The organism is Laspinema palackyanum D2c (genome assembly GCF_025370875.1).
Taxonomy (GTDB): domain Bacteria; phylum Cyanobacteriota; class Cyanobacteriia; order Cyanobacteriales; family Laspinemataceae; genus Laspinema; species Laspinema palackyanum.
The window spans coordinates 81,506-98,923 of sequence record NZ_JAMXFD010000021.1 but is presented as its reverse complement, the minus strand read 5'-3'; the positions used below and the strand labels follow the sequence as shown (position 1 = coordinate 98,923).

Below are 17,418 nucleotides of genomic sequence, written 5' to 3'. Positions count from 1 at the left end.
TTTTTATAATTGGGGGTGAGCCTGATTTTTAGGGATTAATGGCTTGCTGAGACCAGGTGCGATCGCCATTGAATTGATAAAGCCAGCGGTTTTGAGGTTCTCCTCGTAATTCTAACCAATCCACGGTGATGGGATCGAGTAAAAGTAAACAAAATTGGGCTAGGGGTTGGCTGGTATCCGGGACTGGGGAAAAGAAATCATCGCGCTCGCCACAGGGTGCAGCGGGATCCGGCCAAGAAAACTGGCGTCGGGTACTGTCGGAAAGTTGCTGCCATTCCCGACAACGGGCTTGTTGCAAAGCGGGGTTAGGGGTATGAGGGTCTACTAAGCTCAAGTGACCCTGGAGACGGAACTGTTCCCGGGTGATGGGGAAGTACCAGCAGACTTCGCCATGAGGATGGGAGGGGATTTGCTGGGCTTTTTGGCTGCGGGCATCGGTGACCATTTTGAGTTGGTTGGTTTCCTCTAAAAAGCCGCGAAAGACAACGGTGCGATTAGCGGGAGTTCCGTCTGGGCGGATGGTGGCGAGTTGGAAGTAGCGCGATTCGGGTCGGCTACGGTTGCGCTGAAGGGCATGGGATAGGGGCGATCGCCACGGTGCAAGAGACATGATTCAAGGAGACGGCACTCAGATTAGTTTTTGTTTTATTCTATCGCGACGGCAAAGGCGATCGGTCCTTAAACCCCAGATGCCCCTCCCCGATTATGAATTAAATCTGTAGAAATCACCGAAGTGACTGGGCTTGACTTACACTACAAATAACAACAAGTCCCTGACTTACTGGGGGTTTCCCCTGGGCCTGAAAGGTGAGTAGAGGGAGGAAATCAGGAAAACATTCACTTAATGAATGCAAAAGTTCAGGACCAGGAAGGGGAGCGGTTTTCTTGGGGTACATGGGGGGTGAAAAGCTTTTCCTTCCTGACATTTATCGCCGGATTTCACCGACTTGATTGAAATTAAATGGATTGCAAAAATTTTTAAACCTGCTCACTCGATCGCACCCAAAGCTAGAGCAATCATGCTCCGGAGTCCCAACCCTCTCCCATCATTTCCAGCAATTGTGGGGATAACTTTTGCCTTCCCTGCTCTTCCACGGCTGAGTTTCCCCAACATTTTCTTGACAAAAGTTTACGTTTTTTTGAAAAATTAAATATTGCCAAAAATTCCCTTTTGAGGTAAGGGTCTAGTTCTTTAGATTAAGTTAAAAATAGTTGTTTTTTTGTGTAATTTGTTGCCGAAATTACATCGACATATAGGATAGATTCTTTTAGAGAAGTTAAAACCTTTCTCTGTCAGTTAGCATTGGCCCTTCAGATGTCTCATTCAGATGCAGTCGGTGCCTTGGTTGAGCCCAAAAATTTCCATACTGCAATCGGAAACCAAACCGATTCAAGTTGGCCCTGGCTGGAACCGTTCCCTCAATGGTTCTCGTTACCCGGGAGGGATGATGCTGCTTCCAATTTAGCCCTTGAGAGACCCAAATCAGTTCAAGGGAAATTTTGCTGGATTGCTGCCAACGGTTCAAACCACACAAGTGCTGGACTGCCGAAGGGAAGAACAGTATTCAGGGGACTGTCTGAATGCCGACTCCAGTAGGATTCTCCCCAGACAAGAGGCGACCTGAACGGACCCTCAGATTCCTCAACCCTGTTCACCGGCAGCCCAGCCCGACCGCATCTGGTGAGTCCAGAGTTTTAAGGACCGGCTTCCTCCGCGAAGCCCAAGGCAGGAAAAACCACTTAATTGTGCAATCTACATCGACTCTATCCCCATCCTACCTGCCAATTTCTCTATCCCAAACCAATAGCGTGAGACGACGACCCATGCAAAACCTAGAAGGCAGCATTTGCGGGATTCTTGGCTTGTGCCAAGACATCAGCAAACGGGAATCCAGCAAAGAACTTATGAACCCAAGCCGCGCCTCTGTTTTACAACAACTGACCCTCGGCGTTGCACAAGCTGAGGATTTTGACACCGCATTAAGCTTGGCCCTGCGACAAGTCTGCGAAATTGCCGGATGGGATTATGGAGAAGCTTGGTCCTTGAATTCCGAAGGCGGATACCTTGAATGTAGTCCCGCATGGTATGCCGGAAAAATCAATGCCCTCGGGCGACCCTTGCCAGAGATTGAAAAATTCCGCAAACAAAGCGAAACCCTAACCTTTTTACCCGGAATTGGTCTACCTGGACGGGTCTGGGTTCAACAAAAGCTAGAATGGGCCAAAGATGTATCTCAACTGCCCCAGGCCATTTTTCCTCGGGTGAAACTCGCCCGAAAACTGGGCATCAAAGCGGCCCTGGGTGTACCAATTCTCGCCAACGGGGAAATTCTTACCGTCCTGGTCTTCTTCATGGTGGAGTCCCACCCAGAAGATTGGGGGATCGTTGAACAGGTTTCGGAACTTCTCCGGGGACTGGGCTCGGTACTGTTCCAGAAACGCGCAGAAGAAGTCTTACGAAAAGCCGAACAAAAATATCGGAATATTTTTGAGCGTTCCATCGAAGGAATGTTTCAAAGTAACCCCTCCGGGGAATACCTCCTGGTTAACTCGACCCTGGCGCATATTTATGGGTACGACTCACCGGGAGAAGTGATGAATTCGATTCGGGATATCCAACATCAGCTTTATGTGGACCCCTCGCGACGGCAGGAACTGAACGACCTGTTACAAGAAAAAGATGCGGTGTGGGACTTCCAATCTCAGTGCTATCGCAAAGATGGCAGCATCATTTGGATTTCTGAAAATGCGCGGACGATCCGGGATGCCAAGGGCAAAATCATTGCCTATGAAGGCACGGTTAAAGATATTACCGATCGCAAACGGGCAGAAGAACGGTTTGCCGCTTTGGTGCAGAACTCCTCAGACACCATCGCCATTTTGTCCGCAGACGGGAAAATTTTATATGGGTCACCCTCCCTCGATCGCATTTTAGGATATCAACCCGATAGCTTATTGGGTCACTGCCTCCTGGATTATGTCCATCCCGAAGATGTGGCAATGGTTCGCGAAGTGATCATGCCTCGACCCAAAGCCACCCCCTCCAAGCGATCGCTACACCCCTGCAAATTCAATAACCTACACCCCTCCAAAATCATGGCAGATTTTTCCCCCCTCACCCTGAACAATCGCCCGGACCTCTCCTTATCCTTAAAACCCATTGAATATCGGTTTCGCCATGCCGATGGAACTTGGGTCTACTTAGAATCCGTAACCAATAACCGCCTCGATGATCCCAGCATCCAAGGAATTGTGGTTAATTCTCGGGATATCACCGAACGCAAAGAAGCCGAAGAACAACTCCATCAGCGACTGGTCATCGAAGCGGCATTATCTCAGATTTCCCGCTTGTTCGTCTCCACCCGCGAACCCAACTTCCATAAAATCCTCGCCCGAGTTGGCATTGCCGCCGGAGTAGAACGGGCCTATATTTTTGAGTTCGACGATCGCAGATGTCAATTTAGCAACACTTATGAATGGTGTTCCACTGCGGCGATCTCCCAAATCCAGAACCGCCAAAACCTGCAATCGGCGGATTTCCCCTGGCTGATGGACCAACTCACGGTCCTGGAAATCTTAGATATCTGTAATGTCCATTGGCTACCAAAAGCCGCCCATGCCGAAAAAGCCTTCTTTCTCTCTCAAAATATCCAATCGTTGCTCATTGTCCCACTTTTTTCCCAGGAGGAACGATTAGTCGGATTTCTAGGATTTGACGATCGCCAAATTCAACCCCATTGGTCCGCCAGCCATGCTCAACTCCTGCGGGTCATTGCCCAAATGCTCTCCAGTTATTATCAACGTAAGCAAACTGAAGAAGCCCTGCGGCAGGCGGAACGCAAATATCGCAGCATCTTTGAAAATGCCGTGGAGGGGATTTTTCAAACCACTCCCAGTGGTCAATACCTCACCGCCAATCCCATGTTGGCCGCTATTTATGGATATGATTCCCCGGAAGAATTAATCCAAGTCTTGACGGATATCGAACATCAACTCTATGTGGACCCCCAGCGCCGGTCCGAGTTTCGCCGCTTGTTACAAGAACAAGAAACCGTCTGGGGCTTTGAGTCCCAAGTCTATCGCCGCGATCGCCGCATCATCTGGATTTCTGAATGTGCGCGGACCATTCGCGATACCAACGGTGAAATCATCGGGTATGAAGGCACCGTGGTTGATATCACCCAGCGCAAACAAGCTGAGGCAGAACTGCACCAACGGGATAACTTATTGCTGGGGGTCGCCCAAGCCATGAATCACCTGTTGACCAATAGCAACACTGCTCAAGCGGCATTGGATGCCTTGGCTACCCTCGGAGAAGCGGCAGGGGTCGATCGCGTCTATATCTGTGAGTTATCTAATCCCACCACCGCCTACAGCTTCGGCAATCCCTCAGACCCTAACTCAAAATTGTCCTCTTGTTCCGACTGTACCTCTCGGGAACATTGTAAAATGTGGATTCGGTTTGAGTGGACCCGAACTCCCCAGGTCGGTTTTAAAAATGGGGCCTGTTCCGTCGTCCAGTTACGCTCAAGCCTCCTCGATACCTTGTTAGTCGGTGAAACGGTCAGTTTGATTGCTCAGAATTTGAATCCAGCCGAACAACAACTGTTTGCTCAAGAGGGAACGCGATCGAGTTTGATGGTTCCGATCCTGGTGAATAATGAATTTTGGGGATACATCGGGTTTGATGACATTGAGGTTGATCGTCCTTGGTCCAAAAGCGAAGTCTCGATTTTAAGTGCGATCGCGGCGAGTATAGGCGGTGCACTGCAACGTCATCACCAAGAGGAAATGATTCGCCATCAAGCCTATCATGACCGTCTCACGGGTTTACCCAACCGGCAACTATTGGATGAACGCCTGCCAATGGCGATCGAAACTGCCAAACAGGAAAAAGACCAACTGGCGGTGATGTTTCTGGACCTCGATCGCTTCAAAATCATTAACGACACCCTCGGTCATGCTGTCGGCGATGAACTCCTCCAAACCGCTGCCTCACGCTTGCGAAGTTGTCTGCGTGATAGTGATATTATCGTCCGCTGGGGTGGAGATGAATTTATTCTGTTGTTAGAAGGAATTACCAGTACAGAAGATGCCGCCCAGATTGCTCAAAGACTGCTGGAATGTCTCCGTCCCGCTTTTGAGATTGAAGGTAACCAACTCTATATTACGGGGAGTATTGGTTTAGCCCTTTATCCCCGGGATGGAGATGACCCGGAAACTTTAATTAAAAATGCGGATACAGCCCTTTATCGCGTCAAAGAACAGGGCCGGAATCATTACCAGATATACTCTCCTGCCATGAGTTCAGAAGCCTCTGAGTTACTGGTTTTGGATAACTCACTTCATGAGGCTTTAACCCGAGAAGAATTTTTTTTGGAATTCCAACCCCAGGTAAATTTTAAAACCGGCGCAGTGGTTGGGATGGAAGCTTTAGTGAGGTGGCAACACCCGCATTTGGGATTAGTTCCTCCCCATACGTTTATTCCGATCGCAGAAGACAACTGTGAGATTATCAAATTGGGGTGGTGGGTGTTGCAGCAGGCGATCGGCCAAAATAAAACATGGCAGGATGCGGGATTACCTCCGATTCGGATGATGGTGAATCTCTCCACTCGTCAATTCCACCATCCGGATTTAGCCGAAATTGTCTCCCAAATGCTGGGAGAGGCGAAGCTAGACCCCCATTGGTTGGGGTTAGAAATTAGCGAAACCACGGCGATGCATGACCCGGATTTGACCGATAGCATTTTGCGTCAGTTTCGCACAATGGGAATTTCCACGGCGATCGATGATTTTGGAATTGGGTATGCTTCTTTAAATTATCTGAAAAAATTTTGCTTCCAAACCCTGAAAATTGACAAGTCTTTTGTCTGGGATGTCGCACTCAATGCCAAAGAAGCGGCGATCGTCTCGGCGATTATTACTCTAGGACAAAAGCTGAATATGAATGTGGTGGCGGAAGGAGTAGAAACTGCCGTCCAGCGGGATTGTTTGCTGAATCTCAACTGCTATGAAATGCAGGGATATTTGTTTAGTGCTCCCCTGAGTGCGTTCAATGCCACCCGACTGCTAGAACAATCCCAAGGACTGTTATAAGAGACCACCGGGGGCGATCAATCCCTTGTGAGCCTACATTGGGATTTTATAAATCATCCCAATGTTTGTAGTAACCCCTTCAGGGGTTTCTCTAAAGATGACTCCTAAAGGAGTCACTACGAACATTGGGATGATTTATTTTTTGGAGTTCCCTTAGCGCATCTGGATCGCGACCCGACGGGGGATAATCCGATTTAGGCGGGTACTTTTTCTTTCTGTTCTCGGACCCAGTGACGATGTTGGGCGATCGCCTGAATAAAGGTTTCGGCTGCTGACTGGAAGTCCGACCCTCCGGTTAGAGTAACCACCCCTTTCTCCGATCGCACCTGTCCATTGGAGTCAGACTCTAATAAGCTCACTCCTTGGATACTCGATGCCTTGAGTAATTCCACCCCCTCACCCGTGGCGGCGATCGCCTTACAATGCCGGAACGCCTCATTAATAAAATGAATCGCGTCTCCCTCCTGCTTCAACGTCTCAATGCTTTCTCGTCCCCCGGGAACATAAATCGCATCATACATAATCGAACCCGTGGCGATAAACATCTTATCCACCTTCACTTGTTCACCAGATGCACTGGTAATCATCCCGCCAAACTTCGAGACAATCTTGGCACTTGCTCCGGCCTCCTGTAATGCCTGTTTCATTTGCATTAACTGAGTTCCATCAAACCCATCAGCAGCTAAAATCGCCACCTGCCGACTCGTCACCGTATCTTTAACCGTATTCTCCATACTCAGAGAGGGAGAACGGCGACCGTGATTTTCCACAGCAGGTTCAGTAGGAGGTGAGATGCCAATTCCCTTGGCGACCCGCTTGGCTAATTCATGATCCACATGATTAAACAGATCCACCATCCGTTCCTGAATCTGCTTGTCTTCCACCTTCCCTAACTCAAAGTGACTAGCAGAAACGAGGTGATCCTGTTCCACCTGGGATAAGCTATTCCAGAACAAGGTTGCTTGACTAAAATGATCCTGAAAACTCTCACTGCGTTTGCGGATCTTCACGCCTTCCACCTTTTCTGCATAGTGCTTATAAGCGCGCATATTCTCCGGGTTCGCCATCGGACAACCCCCTGCCCGAGAGTTGGGAAAATAATTTACCTGACCCTTATCAATGGTTTGGCGGGAATACCCATCGCGCTGATTGTTATGAGTGGGAGCAACCGGACGATTAATCGGGAGTTCTGCAAAGTTCGGGCCACCCAAGCGAATTAACTGGGTATCGGTATAAGAGAACAAACGACCTTGTAACAACGGGTCATTGCTAAAATCAATTCCCGGGACGACATGACCGGGGTGGAACGCCACTTGTTCAGTCTCCGCAAAAAAGTTATCGGGATTGCGGTTGAGGGTCATTTTGCCAATGATTTTCACCGGCACTAATTCCTCGGGAATTAGCTTGGTCGGGTCTAACAAATCAAAGTCAAATTTATCTGCTTCTTCCTCCGCAACGAGTTGGACTCCGAGTTCAAATTCTGGATAATGTCCCATTTCGATCGCATTCCAAAGGTCACGGCGATTAAAATCTGGGTCTTTCCCTGCCAGCTTTTGGGTTTCATCCCAGACTAGGGAGTGCATTCCCAGAGGCGGACGCCAGTGCAACTTCACCAAGTGCGCCTTACCTTGCTCATTAATCCAGCGGAAGGTATGGACGCCGAACCCTTCCATCATCCGGTAACTGCGGGGTAAAGCGCGATCGGAAAGCACCCACATAATCATGTGCATCGATTCCGGCATCAGGGAAATAAAGTCCCAGAAATTATCATGGGCGGCAGAAGCTTGGGGCATCTCGTTGTGCGGTTCCGGTTTAACCGCATGAACCAGATCCGGGAATTTAATCCCATCCTGAATGAAAAAGACCGGCATATTATTACCCACTAAGTCATAATTCCCTTCTTCGGTATAAAACTTAGTGGCAAACCCTCGCACATCCCGAACCGTATCGGCTGAACCCCGGAACCCAACCACCGTCGAGAAGCGGACAAAGACCGGCGTTTTCACCGCAGGGTCTTGGAGGAATTTCGCCTTGGTGTATTCCGCCATCGATTCATACACTTGAAAATAACCATGCGCCGCAGAACCCCGGGCATGAACCACCCGTTCGGGAATTCGTTCATGGTCAAAGTGGGTCATTTTTTCGCGAAAATGGAAGTCCTCCATTAACGTCGGACCGCGATCGCCAGCGGTTAGGGAATTATTGGTGTCATCAATTAGAACTCCCTGGTTTGTGGTCAAGTTTTCGCCCGTCTCCCGGCGAAACATTTCTAAACTTTCATTTTTCTGGTCTTCAAAATTATTATCTTGATTCATGGTCGGTTTTAACCTTTAACAGGATTCAGTGAAACGAATTCAGATTGATTGAAACACCGAGATGTTTCCTAAGCAAAAAGTTACCCTTTATTAAGGGATTCTGATAAAACAGGGTTTTCGCACAGCGTAAACACCCAAAAATTCAGCTCATTCTAAACTCAGCACAAATGCAGTAATCTGGATATTTTCCAGTATAGAAATGTGATTCTCTTTACTGATGATGAGAAATTATTTTTACCTTGTTTCGTTTTCTAAAGGGTAACGTAGGCTTGGATCTATTGTCAACAAGTTTTGATTTTTTAAGTTTTTTCCCAGATAAAGGGCAGATTGATTGGGGAGAAATACCCAGGGTACTGCTCTTGGTGGTTAGCTTCCGCTCAGGCGATCGCCTGTTCTCTATTAACAGACAATAGTCAGAGAAGGAGATTGCTACATCAGTGACTTCTCCGGCTAGATTAAGGCAAATTTGTTATTCTTTTGGACGATATCGAGCATAGGAGGGAAAGAAACAATCTGTCATCTATCTAAAGGAATAACCGAGTCGGGCCGGAGTCTCTGCCTCACGGATTTAAAAAGCGATCGCAACCTAACTCACCCCAAAATGCGATCGCCCTTCCTGTTTAAAGTATTGCCGATTATTTAGGCGTAGCGCTCTTGTTGTTTAAAATAATGATAAAGATTTGCCACTGTCAAATCGGGTACTTCTTGCCAATTTGAGGGCGCTAAAGCCGGATATCCCGTAGCATTGGCGCGCTGAAACACATAAGACTCATGATGTTGGCGCAATTCCGGTTTCACAATAAAGCGAAGTTGATCCCGCAGGGAATCGTAATGCGATTTTTGCTTTAATGTTTCATAAAAGGACAGTTCCACGGGCGGTTCAGCCGGATTCGTATTTGCTGTCGCGCCTGAGTTCTCCTCATCCGGTAATTCTAAGCTGGCTAATTCTTTGAGTTCGGAGGGCGATAGACTTTTCATCCAATCCACTTGATTTTGCCAAGATTCTAATAAGGGTAAATCCTGGGTATGAATCCGCATGACTTCCGGAAACAGAAAATCGAGTTCATTGTCACATTCGCAGCGATCGATAATTTGGAGAGAATTGTCTCGGATTTTTTTGCGTAAATTAGATAGGCGCGCACTTACCACTTCATGCTGGCCTTGGAGTTGGTAGATTGTAGTAATGGTCTGGTCAATCAACCAACTGCACTCCATCCGGCGCAGTTGTCCAGCCGCCGAAGTCTGTTGGTATAAATTTGGATTATTATAAGTGACTAGAGCATTGTGTAACATTCCTTTGGCTAGAGTGAAATTATCATTTTTATGCTTCATATCGGTCATTATTAAAGCATGATTTAAACAAACAATAGCTTCTTTAAATTCCTCATAAGATTGAGATAAAATCATTTCATGATTTTTAAATTGAATATCTTTAGGTATTTGCTCAATGCGTTGAAGAATTTCTGCCCTTTGGTTCTTCAATGCGTGTTTCAGGTCAATGAAACCGTTGTTAACTTGTAAATGTAGTTTCTTAATATCTTCCCGCCACTTCAAGGCTTGCCAGATGTTAACCGCTGCCAATACTACCCCAGCTACCGGATCCAATCCAATCAAAGGTGTACTCGCTTGCAGTGCTGCTACAGTATTTAGCACATCATTAAGCATCCTGGAGATTTTCAGAAAATCAAGATGGTTTTGAGCCATTTGCATCCCAGTTAATCCTATTTGTAGAGGCGTTAATGCTAAAAATGGCTGCGCGCTCATCCCAATGGCATGAGCAACGAATTGACCCGTCGCCTTGTCTTGTGCGATACCCAGTGCAGTCCCCGCACTATTCTTGACGACTTCATAGGCTCCGGAGGCGATCGCCGCCTGAATCTTGGAAGGAAAGACGAATAAGCCGTCAGGCAAAATAAATTGTACATCCTGATTGACTGAAACCTTTCCGCAGACTATCCGAATGGATCCAATTATCTTTGCCTCTATCCTTATCATAATTTTTACCAAATTGGGCTAGATTTAGTGATGATTGTTTTATTATAATCGTTATGAGTAATAAGGAAAAGCTCTGATATGAATGAATACATGGCGACCTTGGCGACCTTTCAGGCTATTACCCAGTCTGTCCAGCAGGTGGAGATGGATCCATCTAGCTCAGTAGAGATTAAGGACTCAGCAAAACAGCTCTCTGAATCCCTGCAACCCTGTTTGAAAGAGCTTCAGCAGTCAGCAGCACGCCTGCAACGCTTGACCCAAGTTGGTCTGACGAAGTTGGCTCATGCGGATGATGTTCGCTTGAGTAAATACAACATTCTTCAGGCCCCTAAACCAGCAATCTGGGACCATCTGGGTGAACTGACTGGTGCCAGTTTCCGAGTTCGTCAGTTAGGACAGCAATGCCAAACGGAAGTTGTTACAGAAATTCATGACTTTGGGAGCAAAAGGGCAACTCAACTCCGGAATAAATGGTTTTTTGATGACAAAAAGAAGGAATTCAAAAAAGGAATTCATTTTTTTGAAAAAGATGCCTTGCTCAAGGAATTACGGCATGAACTAGAATCCTTGATAGTAACTCTCATCGAAACCACTCAATCGAAGTTAACGCTGATGAATCAAGAATTAAAATTAATCGAATCTAACACCCTCAACGATTGTATCAATCGCTTGGATAAATCGACTCAAAAAACCTGGCAAGAGCAGATTAACTCAACCCGGAGGAAACTGGAACAACAGTTTAGTCAGTCCCGGAACAGTTTACCCAGTAAAATTATTAATTTTCCCACTCTTTATAATGAAGCGTTAAATAATTTGGCCAAACAGGATATGATGGGTATGAATCTGGAAGCCTTTGAAAAATTCTGTGAAGATTTATTTCTGATTCTGATAGATATAATTCAGACTTTGTTCACGGATCAAACCCAAGTAGCCATTGAGGCTATCGATCAACGAATCGCCTTTTATAACGAATTGCTCACAAAGCAGGAACGGTATCAGCAGGAAACCCCCGAACAATGGCAAGCCGAAAAAGCCTGGATCAATGAACAACGCCAGAATATCCAGCAGGTGCGCCAGGGTATAGAAGCAATTCTGGCTTAAAGAATTGCCCGGTAAAAGCGATATAGAATTTAGATAATTATTTTGGGAGTGGGAGCGTCTCGCTCCCTTTTCCAGTTCTCGCTCCCTACTCTAAAATAGAGCATCTCGCTCCCACTCCGCACTTCCTATCCCAATGATTTAAACGCCCTAAAGTTGCTGCAAAAAGCGTAAATCACTGCTATAAACCCGGCGAATATCATCAATTTGATACAACACCATCGCAAACCGTTCCACACCGAATCCAGCGGCAAATCCTGTATAAACCTCCGGATCATACCCCACGGCTTTTAACACATTCGGATCAACCGTGCCGCATCCTAACACCTCCAACCATTTCCCTTTCCACTGCACATCCACCTCGGCAGATGGTTCAGTGAAGGGGAAATAACTGGGACGGAAGCGCAAGGGTAAATCTTCCCCAAACATTTGGCGGACAAACTCTTTCAACGTCCCTTTGAGGTCCGTGAAGGTAATTCCCTTATCTATAGCCAAAATTTCAATCTGATGGAACACTGCCGCGTGAGTGGCATCCACCGTATCCCGGCGATAGACCCGTCCGGGGGCCACAATCCGCACCGGCGGCTCATGTTTTTCCATGTAGCGAATCTGTACCGGCGAGGTATGAGTCCGCAACAGGTTACCATCGGGGAGATAGAAGGTATCCTGCATATCCCGCGCTGGATGGTCTTGCGGCGTATTCAGGGCCTCGAAATTATAATAGTCCGTTTCCATTTCTGGACCCGTGGCGACGGTGTACCCCATCCCCACAAAAATATCGATCGCCCGGTCAATCACTGCATTCAAAGGGTGAATCCGACCCTGGGGACGATACACTCCCGGCATCGTCACATCGAGAGTTTCTGCCGCGAGTTGCTGTTGAATTTGGGCCTGGAGTAAATCCTGATTCCGCCCTTCCAGTTGGCTTTGCAGCGCTTCCTTGACCTCATTGGCAAGAGAACCAATTCGGGGTCGGTCCGCAGCCTCTAATTTTCCCATTCCGCGCAAGATTTGAGAAAGCTGCCCTTTTTTGCCCAGATAGTTGACTCGCAGTTGTTCGAGTTCATCAAGGGTATTCACCGAGGCGACTGCCCCCACTGCGTCCTGACGCAGGTTTTCTAGTTGGTTCTCTAAATCACTAAGCTGAGTAGTCATGCCACGAGTTTCAATCCATATTTCCCGCCATGTCGAGTTTAGCGCAAAGGGTTACCCCGAATCAGCCTAGAGCATCGATACCGGAGGAGGTCCCCACTTCCGGTCCCCTCCCCTTGGCAAGGGGAGGGCTAGGGTGGGGTCCCTCTTGGGCGATTCCCTACGGGATAGCTCTGCTTACCGCGCGTCACGAAGACACAGGAAGAACACATCCGGTCCCCTCCCCTTGGCAAGGGGAGGCGTCAGGTGGGGTCCCTCTTAGGCGATCGCGCGTCACGAAGACACAGGAAGTAAAGAGGTCTCCATACAGGCGCAGTAAGCGCAGCTATCCCGTAGGGAATCGCCACGCCAAAAGAACCCCACCCTAACCCTCCCCTTGCCAAGGGGAGGGGACTGGAGGTGTAGAGGCACTGAACCTTGGACCCTGCCAGATTGCACTTCGTGGGATCTGGCACAATGAAAGATGTCCACTTGTATGAACGAACTGATGACCATCGTCCTATCCTTTGCAGACATTGCCCGGTATCGGTCTGAATTAGCCAATTATCCCGATGCTCTCGTTGCCTTAGATGCGATCGAGGATTGTGAGGGAGATATAGAGGATGCGGCGATCGGGCTGGCGATTCAGGCCGGACAAGAACCGGATACCTCGGAACGGTGGTTAGAAGGGGTTGCCAAACGATGTCGTGCTTTTCTGTGTCAAACGGACCTCCGCACTGCGTTAGAGGCAGGTAACCTCAATCAAATCATGGAATCCCTGACCCAATCTCGTCTCTGTCCGCCCATCTTAGCAACCCCTGTGATTATTTTCGTTTTGGAAACGGGGGTAGAAACTTTTTGTGAACCCCTGAATTATAAACTCTCGTCGGAGTAGAAAAAAAGGAGCTTTCTTGGGGGAGATTTTATCAGAATGCAGTCGCTTTTTTCTAAGATTGGATTGTTTAAATCTGATTTTGAAACTGGGGGAATTCACCCCGAAACTCTCCATTCTAACCATTGCTCTTGAAATTGAGTCAAGATGATACAGACAGGTTGTTGTTGGTTTTCTTTTCCGGAATGAAACTTTTAATTAGTAATGATGATGGCATTTACGCCCCTGGGGTTTATGCTTTGGCCCAGGCCCTTCAGGGTGCAAACCATGAAGTGACCGTAGTTTGTCCCGATCGCGAACGTTCTGCCACGGGACATGGATTAACCATGCATCATCCCATCCGCGCGGAAGTGGTGGAATCGGTATTTGACCCCCGGATTAAAGCCTGGGCCTGTTCAGGGACCCCGGCAGATTGTGTTAAATTGGCCCTGTGGGCTTTATTGGACAGTCCCCCAGATTTCGTCCTCTCTGGGATTAACCGAGGGCAAAATTTAGGAACGGATATCCTCTACTCCGGGACCGTCTCTGCGGCAATGGAAGGCACCATCGAAGGCATTCCCAGTATTGCCTTTAGTCTAGCGAGTTATGTAACCCAAGATTTCCAACCCGGGGCAGAATTTGCCGTTTCTCTCCTGAGATTTTTGGAAAAAAACCCGTTACCGGCGTCCATGTTGCTGAATGTCAATATTCCGGCAGTCCCTGCCGAGAAATTCGCAGGGGTGGCCCTGACTCGCCAAGGGATTCGCCGCTATGTGGATATTTTTGAAAAGCGGATTGACCCTCGGGGAAAGACTTATTATTGGTTAGCCGGGGAAGTCTTAGAAGAGGTGGAACAGACTTTGGACCCGAAATTGGAGGCGACGTTACCCACAGATGTGGACGCAATTCGCAAAAATTACATTACCCTGACGCCCCTCCATTACAATTTGACCTCTCCGGTGGGGGTGGAGTTGTTGCAGGGATGGGAATTTCCGTGGAAATAACCGGGGTGAGTCGGGATTCCTGGGGGTGAATGCCGGACGTGATAGCCGGTTATGGAATAAGGGAATGCTATTAGAGAGGCGATCGCTATCCCTGTGGAGGCTGCATCAACTTTATGAAGTTAGGTAAAACCTGATTGATTGTAAAGTTTTGTAATCCCTGGACGGATATGGGGTTGATCCCTGATGGTTAACGCTAAATTTCTTTGAAAATAGGGCAGCGATCGCGTGCTGATGTATTGAGATATATGACAGCAGATTTACGCCACAAAGAAAAGCACAGTAGACTAAGAATTAAAGAACCAAAGCTATCCCACTCCATTCCTCTTCTAGCCCATCCGAAGCGGTGAAGGGAGTAGCAAAAGAGCGGGATAACTCAGGCAAGCCCTGAGCTTGCCTTGACAACCAAAGCGACGCCACTGGTGTTGTGTTGACCACAATTGATCCATTACGGTTTTGGGAAAACGGGAAAGTCGAATGAACGCGCATATCTTCGAGAGTCACTCTGTCTTGTGCCCCGTATGCAATCGCTCTGGACAAAGAAATCCAGGGGAGATTTTAGGCGGACTCTATACCTGCCCGCATTGTCAAGCTCGATTAGTGATTAGTTGGAGCGGTCATTACGTTAGAGACCCCTTCACCTTTAAACAATTGTCCGTGTCGCGGCTGTTGCGACGTCAGAGCAGCCCAGTGGCTCGTATTCTCAGGGATGTGGGAATTAAAAAACGCCCTTCGATTTGGGCGGTGTTGGCGGGCCTAGTGGTGGCGAGTGTAACCTTTGCCAGCTTAGAAAATTGGAGCGGCGATCGCCCTCCCTTCGGGCAGTTTATGGAAGAAAGTGGGGAGGTCAGGGACTCATTGCCCGAGTCTGGAGAATGAGTTCGGTTTTGGGGATGGGTCCAGAACAACTCCCCGGCTTCACCACCACAGCGATCGCCCCAAGATTCAGAGTTTGGGGCGACTATTTTCTGCGGATTGCCTTACAAAGACTCGCGGGAGACTAATAGCCAACCTTCATTGGCATTCTGAATTTGGCTCGGACCGAGGTTGAGAGCCTCTAGGGTCGGGCGCTCCACCAGGAAATAGGGCTGTTCCTGTTCTCGCCAATACTGTTGGAGTTGCTCTGGGGTAGCGGGAATCACTTGGCGATCGCTATAAAAATTTAACGAAGGCCGATTATAGGGGAACGAGGTGTAAATCTTTTGACCGGGGGGAGTCTGTTGGGCGATCGCCTCTGCCACAGGTTTCACCGGATAAGCTTCATTCAGTTCCCAAATCCAATGGGGAGAGCTCACGAATAAACAGAGCGAAACAAACATCCCCCAGAACAAAATCAGCACAAATTGTCGGTCCTGGTGATAAATCAGCAACGCTGAGAGACTCAGGGTTAACGCCACAGCAATTAACAACACCGGCAAATAGGTCCCATAGGTGGGTTCCATGATGCCGAAATAAAAGCTTGACCCCCACAATACAACGGCGATCGTGCCGAGAATCCCAATCCAAGCTACCGGATACAGGGGGTCACGGGTGAACGGTTCCGTGGTTTTGCGATCGGCCCAGACTTGAGCCAGTTTTGCCCCACAGGCGATCGCAACTGCTGGATAAAGGGGGAAAACATACCAAGGCAATTTAGTCCCCATCACCGTGATCGCCACAAAATAGATACTGGTCCAAACTCCGATTAATTTGGCCCAACTCAGGGTGCGATTTTCCCAAGCTAACTGTAACCCTTGGGGTAAAAACAAGAACCAAGGCCAGGAATATTTCAACAATTCTAAGAGATAGTACCAAGGCGGGCCCGCATTGCTCTCCACAGGTTCCCAAACCCGTTGTAAAGACTGGATGCCAAAATGGGCAGAAAGAAAGGCATCCCCATAATGCTGCCATTGCGCCAGATACCAGAGCGTAACGGGGGTCATTCCCAAGGCGATACCAATCCACAGGTACCAAGAACGGAGGAGGCGAGGGGTATCCCAGAGGGTAAAGGCAAAGGCGATGGTCCCGAGTAAGACCCCCATCATGCCTTTTGTCATGCAAATCAGACCTAAACCGATGCCGACCCCGAGGCCCCAGCGCAAATTCCGGCGCGATCGCAACAGACACCAGAGCATTAATAAGAAAAAGCATTGCACCCCCCCATCCAGCATGGCGAGACGTCCGTGGCGGAGCACCGGCAAGAGGGTGAGATAGACCAAAGCCGAGAAAATAGCAGGCGATCGCAGACGAAACACTTCCCGCGCAATTCCATACAGCAACGGCACCGATAACGCCGATAGCATCGCCCCTGGTAAGCGCGTCGTCCATTCATTCACCCCACCGAAAAAATAAGCCCAGGCAATCAGCAAATGGAGGAGGGGAGGTTTATTAAAATAGGGTTCTCCCGCACTCGTCGGATAGAGCCAATCTAACGACCCTTCGTAAATATCCCGGGCAACCCCGGCAACAATGCCTTCATCCCAGTCTCGTAACGGCAGAATACCGAGATCCATCTGATAGAGGAGAATCGCAGCGATTAGGAGCAGGAGGACCCAGAGCTGTTCGCCCCAATGTCGGGTCCGAATTGTTTTCTCATTTGACTCGTGCAGGGTGAAAATTTCCTGGTACATGGTGTTTTAAGAGCAACCAGAGCAAATACGGCGTTTCGGCAGTTGGGGGTAGTGGCAACCGGGAGCAATCCCGTTGAGCTGTTCTAACCCTTCAGAAGCGGACCCTCTCCAAACCGTGCAAGGCTTAGAGAATTTTAACGGATTTTTATGGGTCCCGAGGGTCCGGGTCAACTGCTTTCAGAGTTCCCCATCCCTACTCGCAAATCTAACATCCCCAACCGGATTTTAAAAATTTGTCAAGAGTCCCGAGGGGGAGATGACGCCGAAAGTTCAACCTCCCGACTTCAGTAGTTTCCCCC

11 protein-coding genes are annotated in these 17,418 nt (G+C 48.4%); 6 read left to right on the top strand and 5 right to left on the bottom strand.

Annotated features, from left to right (window positions below):
* Positions 1 to 28: 28 nt before the first annotated feature.
* Complete coding sequence (locus tag NG795_RS20810; RefSeq protein WP_367290559.1) at positions 29 to 610, bottom strand: Npun_F5749 family FMN-dependent PPOX-type flavoprotein; 582 nt, start codon at positions 608 to 610, stop codon at positions 29 to 31.
* 1,136 nt (positions 611 to 1,746) lie between these two features.
* Between NG795_RS20810 and NG795_RS20805 the strand changes: the two genes are divergently transcribed.
* On the top strand, positions 1,747 to 6,099 hold the full coding sequence (locus NG795_RS20805; protein ID WP_367290558.1) for an EAL domain-containing protein: 4,353 nt from the start codon (positions 1,747 to 1,749) through the stop codon (positions 6,097 to 6,099).
* Between the two features lie 194 nt (positions 6,100 to 6,293).
* Here NG795_RS20805 and NG795_RS20800 read toward each other — a convergent pair whose 3' ends face one another.
* On the bottom strand, positions 6,294 to 8,414 hold the full coding sequence (locus NG795_RS20800) for a catalase (protein ID WP_367290557.1): 2,121 nt from the start codon (positions 8,412 to 8,414) through the stop codon (positions 6,294 to 6,296).
* A gap of 639 nt (positions 8,415 to 9,053) precedes the next feature.
* Positions 9,054 to 10,325 (bottom strand): hypothetical protein, encoded by a 1,272-nt coding sequence (locus tag NG795_RS20795; protein ID WP_367290556.1) that lies wholly within the window; start codon positions 10,323 to 10,325, stop codon positions 9,054 to 9,056.
* A gap of 162 nt (positions 10,326 to 10,487) precedes the next feature.
* On the opposite strand from NG795_RS20795, the gene NG795_RS20790 reads away from it, so the two are divergent.
* Entirely contained in the window at positions 10,488 to 11,510 is a 1,023-nt protein-coding gene (locus NG795_RS20790) for a hypothetical protein (RefSeq protein WP_367290555.1), read from the top strand.
* A 147-nt stretch (positions 11,511 to 11,657) separates the two neighbouring features.
* Here the strand turns inward: NG795_RS20790 and pheS are convergent, their stop codons facing one another.
* Positions 11,658 to 12,662, bottom strand: a complete 1,005-nt coding sequence (gene pheS / locus NG795_RS20785) for a phenylalanine--tRNA ligase subunit alpha (RefSeq protein WP_367290554.1) — start codon at positions 12,660 to 12,662, stop codon at positions 11,658 to 11,660.
* 472 nt (positions 12,663 to 13,134) lie between these two features.
* Here pheS and NG795_RS20780 point away from each other — a divergent pair, with 472 nt between their 5' ends.
* From NG795_RS20780 to NG795_RS20765, 4 genes are all read left to right on the top strand, one after another.
* Positions 13,135 to 13,533, top strand: a complete 399-nt coding sequence (locus tag NG795_RS20780) for a hypothetical protein (RefSeq protein ID WP_367290553.1) — start codon at positions 13,135 to 13,137, stop codon at positions 13,531 to 13,533.
* Between the two features lie 182 nt (positions 13,534 to 13,715).
* The gene (gene surE, locus NG795_RS20775) at positions 13,716 to 14,513 is read left to right on the top strand and encodes a 5'/3'-nucleotidase SurE (protein WP_367290552.1); all 798 of its coding nucleotides are present in this window, start codon (positions 13,716 to 13,718) and stop codon (positions 14,511 to 14,513) included.
* Positions 14,514 to 15,110: 597 nt separating this feature from the next.
* A complete protein-coding gene (locus tag NG795_RS20770; protein WP_261197478.1) occupies positions 15,111 to 15,389 on the top strand; it encodes a hypothetical protein in 279 nt (92 codons plus the stop codon).
* On the top strand, positions 15,386 to 15,514 hold the full coding sequence (locus NG795_RS20765; protein ID WP_367290551.1) for a hypothetical protein: 129 nt from the start codon (positions 15,386 to 15,388) through the stop codon (positions 15,512 to 15,514). Before NG795_RS20770 ends, NG795_RS20765 begins: the two co-directional genes overlap by 4 nt.
* Here NG795_RS20765 and NG795_RS20760 read toward each other — a convergent pair.
* Positions 15,491 to 17,119, bottom strand: a complete 1,629-nt coding sequence (locus tag NG795_RS20760) for an ArnT family glycosyltransferase (RefSeq protein ID WP_367290550.1) — start codon at positions 17,117 to 17,119, stop codon at positions 15,491 to 15,493. The genes NG795_RS20765 and NG795_RS20760 overlap by 24 nt on opposite strands.
* Positions 17,120 to 17,418 lie beyond the last annotated feature (299 nt).